General features: G+C 29.3%; 7 protein-coding genes. 2 read left to right on the forward strand and 5 right to left on the reverse strand.

The genetic code is table 11. The features are described 5' to 3' along the window. Positions 1-4: 4 nt before the first annotated feature. Positions 5-985 carry a long-chain-fatty-acid--protein ligase gene (locus M3Z80_RS08975; RefSeq protein ID WP_293919275.1) on the reverse strand — a complete coding sequence of 327 codons (981 nt, stop codon included), beginning with the start codon at positions 983-985 and terminating at the stop codon, positions 5-7. Between the two features lie 133 nt (positions 986-1,118). Here M3Z80_RS08975 and M3Z80_RS08980 point away from each other — a divergent pair, with 133 nt between their 5' ends. Both M3Z80_RS08980 and dnaJ read left to right on the forward strand, forming a co-directional pair. Beyond that, the gene (locus M3Z80_RS08980) at positions 1,119-1,676 is read left to right on the forward strand and encodes a nucleotide exchange factor GrpE (RefSeq protein WP_293919276.1); all 558 of its coding nucleotides are present in this window, start codon (positions 1,119-1,121) and stop codon (positions 1,674-1,676) included. Positions 1,677-1,698: 22 nt separating this feature from the next. Continuing rightward, complete coding sequence (gene dnaJ, locus M3Z80_RS08985) at positions 1,699-2,817, forward strand: molecular chaperone DnaJ (RefSeq protein WP_293919277.1); 1,119 nt, start codon at positions 1,699-1,701, stop codon at positions 2,815-2,817. A gap of 132 nt (positions 2,818-2,949) precedes the next feature. On the opposite strand, the gene M3Z80_RS08990 is transcribed toward dnaJ, so the two are convergent. From M3Z80_RS08990 to M3Z80_RS09005, 4 genes are all read right to left on the reverse strand, one after another. Beyond that, positions 2,950-3,522 carry a DUF5606 family protein gene (locus M3Z80_RS08990; RefSeq protein ID WP_293919278.1) on the reverse strand — a complete coding sequence of 191 codons (573 nt, stop codon included), beginning with the start codon at positions 3,520-3,522 and terminating at the stop codon, positions 2,950-2,952. A 35-nt stretch (positions 3,523-3,557) separates the two neighbouring features. Next, the gene (def, locus tag M3Z80_RS08995) at positions 3,558-4,133 is read right to left on the reverse strand and encodes a peptide deformylase (protein WP_293919279.1); all 576 of its coding nucleotides are present in this window, start codon (positions 4,131-4,133) and stop codon (positions 3,558-3,560) included. A 4-nt stretch (positions 4,134-4,137) separates the two neighbouring features. Next, positions 4,138-4,548, reverse strand: coding sequence for a Holliday junction resolvase RuvX (gene ruvX / locus M3Z80_RS09000; RefSeq protein ID WP_293919280.1), 411 nt, complete (start codon positions 4,546-4,548; stop codon positions 4,138-4,140). An 11-nt stretch (positions 4,549-4,559) separates the two neighbouring features. After that, the coding region (locus tag M3Z80_RS09005; protein WP_293919281.1) for a methionine adenosyltransferase domain-containing protein at positions 4,560-5,269 on the reverse strand (710 nt) is incomplete at its 5' end.

The raw sequence follows: 5,269 nt of genomic DNA on the forward strand, positions 1-5,269 counted from the left end.
AAAATTATAATAACAATAAGCTGCATCCTCTTATATCGGAATTATCCATTCTACCTAAAATTTGAAAACATTCATTTTCTAGGGTTTTACCAAGATCTTGAGTAGAAATAAATGAACAACTGTGAATATTTGCTAAATCAATTATATTAACGCCGCCGGTTCTATGATTTTCTACATATTCAAAAGGATCATCCACATCTCTAATTAAAATTTTCATCCATGGAGGACATCTATAAAAATTATTACTCAAAGAATAAGCCTGAGAAAGTAATTCTGTCATGCTATATTCTGAAAATATTTTTTCTGTATGAAAAGCATACTTCAATTCAGATAAAAGTTCATCTTTAGTAATTTCTTTTTTCCTGCCTTTCATTCCACCTGTTTCAATAATAAGTGTATGATTTAAATGTAAAGGGTAAGACTTTGCAAAATCCAATAACGCGTAAGAAACACCAAAAAGTATAACTTTTTTACCTTCGCTTTCAAGACGATTTAATACTAAATAAAGATCATCAAAATTATGTAAATAATAACCGTTTTCCTCTTTTTTAGATTGTTCCATTAAATGATTAACCATATAAATGAGAGAAGAATTGTTTCTTTCAAGATATGATGGAAGCAATCCTAAATATATATATTCAGAAGGATCTCCAAAAAACAAAGAAAAAGATTCTAAAATACTTTTTTTATAAATATTTTCATTAACTATATAATGTTTTGAAAGATTTTCAGAAGTAGTCCCGCTACTTTGAAAATAAAATGCTGGAGAAAAATTATCATCAACTACCTTATTGGTTTTAAAAAATTCGATAGGTAAGAAAGGAATTTTCTTGTAATTATCAATTTCTTTATAATTAAGAGATAGTAAATCAACAAATTTCCGATAAATAGGATTATTTGTATACTGATATTTAAATATTTGAATGGAGAGAGAATTAAATTCAACCTCTGAATTAATTGAAAAAACATCGAAACTATTCAACATTCTATAAAGCTTACTTTTTATGCAAATTTAATAAGAAGTATTTAATTATCTATTTGAAAACAGGTCGATTTGACAGTATTTGTAAAGTGGCAGTAAAATTGATAAATATCAGTAACCATTAAAGAATATAATCATGTCGAATCATAATGACAACGAAGAAAACGAATTAATTGAAGAGCCACAAGATCAAGATAACAATCAAGAAAATGTATCAGATTCTGAAAATATGTCAGAAGCTAGTGCTCAATCTGATTTAGAAGAAAAGCTTGAAAAGGAAAAAGATAGATATATCCGTTTATTTGCTGAATTTGATAATTATAAAAAAAGAGTAATTAAAGAAAGACAAGATCTTATTAAATATTCAGATAAAGATATATTAGAGTCATTACTTCCAGTTTTAGATGATTTTGATAGAGCTATTACTGAACTTGAGAAAAAAGAGGATGATCTGCCTGTCTTAGAAGGAGTAAAACTAATTTATAATAAATTATTTAATACCTTAAAAGATAGAGGATTAACTACTATTGATGTTAAAGCCGGTGATGATTTTAATATTGATTTTCATGAGGCTATTACTCAAGTACCTTCGCCTGAGGAAAGTTTAAAAGGTAAAATTATAGATGTTGTTCAGAAAGGGTACTTATTACATGAAAAAGTAATTAGATACGCAAAAGTTGTTATAGGAAATTAAGAACTAAGAGAGGTTTATATTTATGTCTAAAAGAGATTATTACGAAGTATTGGAGGTTTCGAAGAGTGTTACCGAAGTTGAATTAAAAAAAGCCTATAGAAAGAAAGCACTCCAATATCATCCGGATAAGAACCCTGGTGATAAAGAAGCTGAAGAAAAATTCAAAGAAGCTGCAGAAGCTTATGAAGTATTAAGTGATCCTCAGAAAAGAGCAAGATATGATCAATATGGACATGCTGGAGTAGGTGGAGCAGCCAGTGGAGGATTTGGTGGAGGTATGAATATGGAAGATATTTTTTCTCATTTCGGTGATATTTTCGGAGGAGCGTTTGGTGGCGGTTTTGGTGGATTTTCTTCAAGGCCTCAACAAATTCAAGGTACTAATTTACGTATACGTTTATCGCTTACCTTAAAAGAAATTATAAATGGAATAGAAAAAACAGTTAAGGTAAAAAGATTCAAATTAGCGCCGGGAGCCACCTCTAAAAGTTGTCCTACTTGTAAAGGTACTGGACAAACCAGAAGAATAATGAATACTCCTTTTGGTCAAATGCAAACTCAATCCGTATGTAATACTTGTGGCGGAACCGGTAAAGTAGCGGATCATATACCTCCAGGAGCTAACAATCATGGACTAATAAAAGTAGAGGAGGAGGTTTCCATTAAGATACCTGCCGGTGTAAGAGAAGGCGTACAACTACAAGTAAGAGGTAAAGGGAATGATGCACCTTTTGGCGGTATTCCCGGAGACCTAATTGTCGTGATTGAAGAGATTGAAGATGAAAATTTGAAAAGAGAGGGAGACAATCTACATTATGAATTATATATCTCTATACCGGAAGCTGTTTTAGGAACCAAAAAAGAAGTTCCAACGGTTACAGGAAAGGTTAAAATTACTGTTGATTCGGGAACGCAGTCAGGAAAGATATTAAGATTAAAAGATAAAGGATTGCCTAAAGTTCAAGGTTATGGATATGGAGATTTATTTATCCATATCAATGTATGGACTCCTAACCCTCATAAATTATCTAAGGAACAAAAAGAATTTTTTGAATCTATGTTAGATAATGAACATTTCTCTCCAAAACCTTCAAAAAATGATAAAACATTCTTTGAAAAAATTAAAGACATGTTTATGTAACTAATTTAGATGTTAGTAATAAAAAATCTTTAAGTAAAATAAACTTAAAGATTTTTTTATACTTATATTTTTAATAAAAAAGGTATCAAAAAATGATACCTTTATAAATAATATTATTTAAAAGTTAATTTTTTACTGTTCTGTTTTCTTACTGTCAGACTTTTTTTTAGTTGTTTTTTTAGCTTTAGTGGCTATTGAACCTTCTTCTAAGTCTTTGTCTTTAATAGGTTCATTAATTTCATTATCTTGTTCAACTTTCTTATTTTCATCTGAGAATTTATTATCTGACTTAGCTAAATTATCCTCATAGGTTTTCACACTTTCTTTGGAAATATTTCCATTTTTAACAAGAATATTATACCAGGTAAAAAGTTTTTTAAGATCAGAATTGTACACTCTATCTTCTGCATAATCAGGTTGGGCTTCTTTCATTAATGATCTTAAAGTGTCAATATCGTTTTTATCAAATTCAATTTCTTTATATTCGTGTTTTTTTGAAATTGAAACTAAAACTGAAATTAAAGAAACTTCAGAGTCATGAGTATAAATTGAAATATTTTGCAATAAGCTTACTTGACTATTTGCATTTATAGATAATTTTTTTTGAGCAACTAAATCTTTAACAATGAAACCTCCCTTGGTTTGACTTAACAATTCAAATAACCCAGATTTCCCAGTAATTGCAATGATTTTAGTAAGATCCATATCAATAATATAATTATATTTTTAATTTATTTAATTTAATGTGTTGAAAATTTCATTCTGTATTCTGTATCCACTTTTCCTTTACTTATATTAGCCAACTTACCTTTAATTAATTTTTTCTTAAGTGGCGATAATAAATCTGTAAACAAAATACCTTCTATGTGATCGTATTCATGTTGTATAATTCTTGCACGAACATCACTAAAATTTTCAGTTTTTTTATTCCAATTTTCGTCAAAATATTCAATAACTATATTTTCTAATCGTTTAATATCTTCCCTAATATCAGGAATACTTAAGCAACCTTCATTAAATTTCCAAAGCTCTCCATCTCTACTTAATATTTTAGGATTAATAAATACCTTTTTACATATAGCTAATTCATCTTTTATATCCAGATATTCTTCATCTTCAGCAAGTGGAGTTGCATCTATAATAAATAAACGTATATTAAGCCCTACTTGCGGTGCTGCTAATCCAATACCATGTGCTTGATACATGGTTTCATACATATTAGTTATCAACTGATCCAAATCGGGATAATCTTTATCGATTTCAATCGTTTTTTTTCTTAATACGGGATGCCCGTAGCCATAAATAGGTAAAATCATAATTTCATTTTTTATCTAAATAGGTTTGCAAAATTAATGTAGCACTTACTTCATCCAATAAATGCTTATTTTCTCTATTTTTTTTATTTTTTCCACTTTGACTAATATAATGAGAAGCGATTTTAGATGTAAATCTTTCATCAACTCTTTCAACAGGTATGGTTGGAAAAAGAGAATTAATATTTTTAATAAATTTTTTTATTGAATTTTCAATTTCAGAAAGTTCGCCATTTAATCGTATAGGTAAACCTATAATTATTTTTTCAACTGAATTTTCTGAAATATATTTTTCTAAAAACGGTATTAATTGAGAGGTCATAATTCCTGCCAGGCCACTTGCAATAATTTGCATATCATCAGTTTCTGCTAATCCGGTTCTTTTTTCGCCATAATCGATTGCCAGTATTTTTGACATGACTATTTTAGTTAAAGATTAAAAGCTTCCTTAATTTTGTCCAAATAATCTAATTTTTCCCAAGTAAATAACTCTACTTCAATTTCTTTAGTTTCTAATTTACCGTTTTCTCGATTTCTCTCAAATTTTTTAATAACTGTTTCATTTTTTCTACCCATATGGCCATAAGCTGCAGTTTCTGCGTAGATAGGGTTTCTTAATTTTAGTCTTTTCTCTATAGCATAAGGTCTTAAATCAAATAACTTTTCAACTTTTAATGCTATATCTCCATCTGAAAGGTTAACTTTTGAGCTTCCAAATGTATTAATATATACACCACACGGTTCAGTAATTCCAATTGCATAAGAGACTTGAACTAAAACTTCATCAGCGACACCGGCTGCTACTAGATTTTTGGCTATATGACGGGTAGCATAGGCAGCAGAACGGTCTACTTTTGAAGGATCTTTTCCTGAAAAAGCCCCTCCACCATGAGCCCCTTTTCCGCCATAAGTATCTACAATTATTTTACGGCCGGTTAAACCGGTATCTCCATGAGGACCTCCAATTTCGAATTTGCCTGTAGGATTTATATGGTAAGTAATATTTTCGTCAAATAATGCTTTTATTTCTTCTTTAGCTTCAGCCTTAACTTCAGGAATAACAATATTAATGATATCTTCAGCAATCTTTTCCAAAACTACTTTTTCATCTTGATCGAACATATCATGTTGTGTAGAAA

The organism is Apibacter sp., from assembly GCF_025291155.1.
Classification (GTDB): Bacteria; Bacteroidota; Bacteroidia; order Flavobacteriales; family Weeksellaceae; genus Apibacter.

What these genes read in the sequence shown, in the direction of transcription:
- M3Z80_RS08980 (WP_293919276.1), top strand. Translation starts at nt 1,119, where the DNA reads ATGTCGAATCATAATGACAACGAAGAAAACGAATTAATTGAAGAGCCA.
- dnaJ (WP_293919277.1), top strand. Translation starts at nt 1,699, where the DNA reads ATGTCTAAAAGAGATTATTACGAAGTATTGGAGGTTTCGAAGAGTGTT.
- M3Z80_RS08990 (WP_293919278.1), bottom strand. Translation starts at nt 3,522, where the DNA reads ATGGATCTTACTAAAATCATTGCAATTACTGGGAAATCTGGGTTATTT.
- M3Z80_RS08975 (WP_293919275.1), bottom strand. Translation starts at nt 985, where the DNA reads ATGTTGAATAGTTTCGATGTTTTTTCAATTAATTCAGAGGTTGAATTT.
- ruvX (WP_293919280.1), bottom strand. Translation starts at nt 4,548, where the DNA reads ATGTCAAAAATACTGGCAATCGATTATGGCGAAAAAAGAACCGGATTA.
- def (WP_293919279.1), bottom strand. Translation starts at nt 4,133, where the DNA reads ATGATTTTACCTATTTATGGCTACGGGCATCCCGTATTAAGAAAAAAA.